This is a genomic window from candidate division TA06 bacterium, from assembly GCA_004376575.1.
Lineage (GTDB): Bacteria > Hydrothermota > DG-26 > E44-bin18 > E44-bin18 > E44-bin18.
The window spans coordinates 1-4,095 of sequence record SOJN01000091.1 but is presented as its reverse complement, the minus strand read 5'-3'; the positions used below and the strand labels follow the sequence as shown (position 1 = coordinate 4,095).

Here is a 4,095-nt window from a genome sequence, read left to right as displayed (position 1 = left end):
CAGGACAGATCCCAAGCACAGTTGTGCAAGCCCTACTCTCTGCGAACTACCTGACGGTGCTCACAGGCGCGGGAGTCTCTGCTGAGAGCGGAGTGCCGACCTTCAGAGGAAAAGACGGGCTGTGGCGAAAGCACAATCCCATGGAGCTCGCTACCCCGGAAGCCTTCGAAAGGGATCCAAAGCTTATATGGGAATGGTATGTGTACAGAAGAGGCCTGATGAACAATGTTCATCCCAATCCTGCTCACGAAGTCATAGCTGAACTGGAGACACTCTATCCGAAATTTCTGCTCATAACCCAGAATGTAGACAACCTCCACCGCAGGGCTGGCTCAAAAGAACTGGTGGAACTGCACGGGAATATTTTCAAGGTTAGGTGCTCCCGCTGTGAACGGAAGTTGGATGAGCTGCCCGACCTGAGCGAACTTCCTCCAAAATGCGAATGCGGCGCGTACTTGAGGCCCGACGTCGTATGGTTTGGAGAAACACTTCCCAGGGATGCTATAGAGAGGGCTTTTCAGGCCTCAAATGAGTGTGACTGCATGCTTGTGGTAGGAACATCTGCGGTCGTCCAGCCGGCTGCGAGTCTTCCCCTCATGGCAAAGAGGGGAGGGGCGTTCGTGGCCGAAATCAACTATGAACCCACCCCACTGTCCGATCTTGTTGATGTCTCGATCCTGGGCAAAGCCGGCGAATTGATGTCCAAGCTACTGGATGCGACCAACAAAAGAAGAAACCGGTAATTCCCAAAGGTTGGTTCAAAAAGGGGACGGCGGGCGAAATGTCCCTTTACAAATCCTTTTTTTCTCGTATATTTTAACGGTTCTACATGTGAGGGCCAATGCGATTCGATAAGTTCACAGTGAAGGCACAAGAGGCGATTGCTTTAGCGCAGGAGTCATTAACCAGATTCAACCATAATCAGCTTGATACGGAGCATATCTTTCTTGGTCTTCTTGAGCAGCAGGAAGGTTTGGTACCGACAATCCTTACATCGATTGGAATCCAGCCTGAGACTGTAAAGAAGGAACTGATAGATGGACTGGAACAAGCCCCCAAGGTTCACTTTGAGGGTGGTGGCCAGGCTCAGATATACATTACACCCAGAGCAAAAAGAATCTTTGACCTTGCCTTCGAGGAGGCGAGAAGAATACATGATGAATATGTGGGGACAGAACATGTTTTTATTGCAGTGTCAGAGGACAGAGAGGGGATATCCCACAGAATCCTTCAGGAATACGGAGTAACCAGGGAGAAAATATATGTTGCACTTCAAGAGATAAGAGGAGGTCAGAGAGTGACAGATCCAGAGGCTGAATCAAAATATCAGGCCCTGAAAAAGTACGCGTGTGACATAACCCTGCTTGCCTCTGACGGCAAGCTGGACCCGGTAATCGGGAGAGATGAAGAGATAAAGCGCGTGATACAGGTCCTCTCCCGTAGGACAAAGAACAACCCTGTCCTTATTGGCGAGCCAGGCGTTGGGAAAACGGCGATAGTGGAAGGGCTGGCACAGAAGGTTGTTTCCGGAGATGTGCCAGAGACACTGAAGGGGAGAAAGGTAATAGCCTTGGACATGGGTTCTTTGGTCGCGGGCTCCAAATACAGGGGCGAGTTTGAAGACAGGCTCAAAGCCGTTCTCAAGGAGATAGAAAGGGCCAAAGGAGATATCATCCTCTTCATAGATGAACTGCATACCATAGTTGGGGCAGGCGCAGCAGAAGGCGCGATTGATGCGTCCAACATGCTGAAACCAGCTCTGGCGAGAGGTGAACTTCAATGTGTGGGTGCTACCACTCTTGACGAATACAGAAAGAGTATAGAAAAGGACGGGGCCCTGGAGAGAAGGTTTCAGCCTGTGCTTGTGAATGAGCCTTCAATCGAGGATACAATTGAGATACTCAAGGGCTTGAGAGACAAATATGAGGCCCATCACGGTGTGAAGATTTCCGATGAGGCCTTGAAAGCTGCAGCCAGGCTTTCAACACGGTACATAAGCGAAAGGTTCCTTCCGGACAAGGCAATAGACCTGATTGATGAGGCAGGATCAAAGCTGAGGATAGATATATACAGTGCCCCGCCTGAGCTGAAAGATCTCGAGCGAAAGCTTTCTGTGCTAATCAAGGAAGGACAGGAGGCTGTGGCGGCGAGAGAGTATGAAAGGGCAGCACAGCTTCGCGATGAGACCGATGCTCTCCAGAAAGAGTACACTGCGAAGAGGAATGACTGGATGGAGGACAGGGGTTTTGATGACGTGGTCGGCGAGGAAGACATAGCACAGGTTGTGTCAAAGTGGACGGGCATTCCAGTATCCAGGATGCTGGAGGAGGAGTCTCAGAAACTTCTTCACATGGAGGAAAGGTTACACAAAAGAGTGATAGGCCAGGATGAGGCGGTCAACCTTGTCTCGGATGCTATCAGAAGAGCACGTTCGGGGCTCAAGGACCCAAAGAGGCCAATAGGTTCTTTCATATTTCTGGGACCGAGCGGAGTGGGAAAGACTGAGCTCGCCAAAGCTCTGGCTGAATTCCTTTTTGATTCAGAGGACGCAATGGTGAGAATAGATATGTCCGAGTATATGGAAAGGCATACAGTCTCCAGGCTGATAGGAGCCCCACCTGGTTACGTCGGTTACGAAGAGGGTGGGCAGTTGACCGAGTCCATCAGAAGGAGGCCGTACAGCGTGGTTCTGTTCGATGAGACAGAGAAGGCCCATCAGGATGTATTCAACGTTATGCTTCAGATACTGGACGAGGGGAGACTGACCGATGGCCAAGGAAGAACGGTCGACTTCAGGAACACTGTCCTGATAATGACTTCGAACGTAGGGTCTGAGTGGGCGAGTGGCGACGCTGAGGACTACGAAACGATGAAGTCGAGAATGATCGAGGAGCTACGAAGCAGGTTCAGGCCTGAGTTCTTAAACAGAATTGATGAGACGGTTGTCTTCAGGCCACTTGCATTTGAGGACATTGAAAAGATTGTCGCACTCCAGATTGACAATGTCAGAAAAAGCCTCATGGATAGTGAGATTGGACTGGAAGTGACCAAAGCTGCAGAGGATGTCCTTGCCAGAGAGGGATACGATCCTATATATGGGGCTCGGCCTTTGAAAAGAGCAATTCAGAGGCTTGTGGAGAATCCCCTGTCAAAGAAGATAATCGAGGGCGAGTTTGGAAAACAGGACACTGTTCTTGTGGACGCGAAGGACAACGAACTCGTTTTCAGCAAAAAAGGAAGCAAAGCATAGCGGTGATAATTACGAAGGAAGACAAGGAAAGGCTTAAGGGTTCAGATACTCAACCCAACCTGCAATAATTCCAGGCCCCTGAGCACCTGCTTCGGTTTGATTTAATAATTCGTAATTAGTGATTGGTGGTTGTGGCAGCAGGTGGTATAATATAGTCCCAAGAGATGATCACACTCGAAAAAATACGGAGAAACAGACAAGTCCAGGTCTATGTCACCAGAGCCAATGAACAGTTGGGCGTCATCGGCTGGACGGAACACGGGAAAAGGCATTCCAATAGGGTTGCGAATGGTGCCCGCATGATCCTGACCAAACTTGACGGATCCGAGAAAGAGGCCGAACTTGCGTCCATTGCGGGGTACCTTCACGACATAGGCAATGTGGTCAACAGGGCGAATCACTCACAGACTGGCGCTGTCATTGCCGGCAGGATAATGTCTGATATGGGGGCGGATCCTGAAGTTGTCTGTGAAATAATGTCAGCGATTGGCAATCACGATGAGGCAACCGGCGGGCCTGTCAGCAACGTTGGCGCTGCTCTTATTCTTGCTGACAAGGCAGATGTGCACAAGTCGCGCGTGAGAAATCCAGCATTCATCAAATTCGACATTCACGACAGAGTCAACTACGCGGTTAAATCATCCAGACTTTTGGTAGAAGGGAAGAGTGGCCTGATAACACTGCGTCTATCGATTGATACGAAGACTTCTCCGGTAATGGAGTATTTTGAAATATTCCTTTCCAGAATGATAATCGCCAGGAAAGCTGCCGACTTCCTCGGCTGCAAGTTTGAGCTGACCATTAACGGCACAAAACTGATGTAGTCATTCCTTCAAAAAAACACT

Annotated in this window: 3 protein-coding genes; all 3 read left to right on the top strand. The window is 49.8% G+C overall.

The window, feature by feature from the left end; translation table 11 throughout:
• The first annotated feature begins 8 nt into the window (after window positions 1-8).
• The 3 genes from E3J62_08070 (at window position 9) to E3J62_08060 (ending at window position 4,074) form a co-directional block, all read left to right on the top strand.
• Entirely contained in the window at window positions 9-743 is a 735-nt protein-coding gene (locus tag E3J62_08070; protein TET45224.1) for an NAD-dependent deacylase, read from the top strand.
• A gap of 98 nt (window positions 744-841) precedes the next feature.
• A complete protein-coding gene (locus E3J62_08065) occupies window positions 842-3,250 on the top strand; it encodes an AAA family ATPase (protein ID TET45223.1) in 2,409 nt (802 codons plus the stop codon).
• A gap of 164 nt (window positions 3,251-3,414) precedes the next feature.
• Complete coding sequence (locus E3J62_08060) at window positions 3,415-4,074, top strand: HD domain-containing protein (protein ID TET45222.1); 660 nt, start codon at window positions 3,415-3,417, stop codon at window positions 4,072-4,074.
• The last annotated feature ends 21 nt before the right edge of the window (window positions 4,075-4,095 follow it).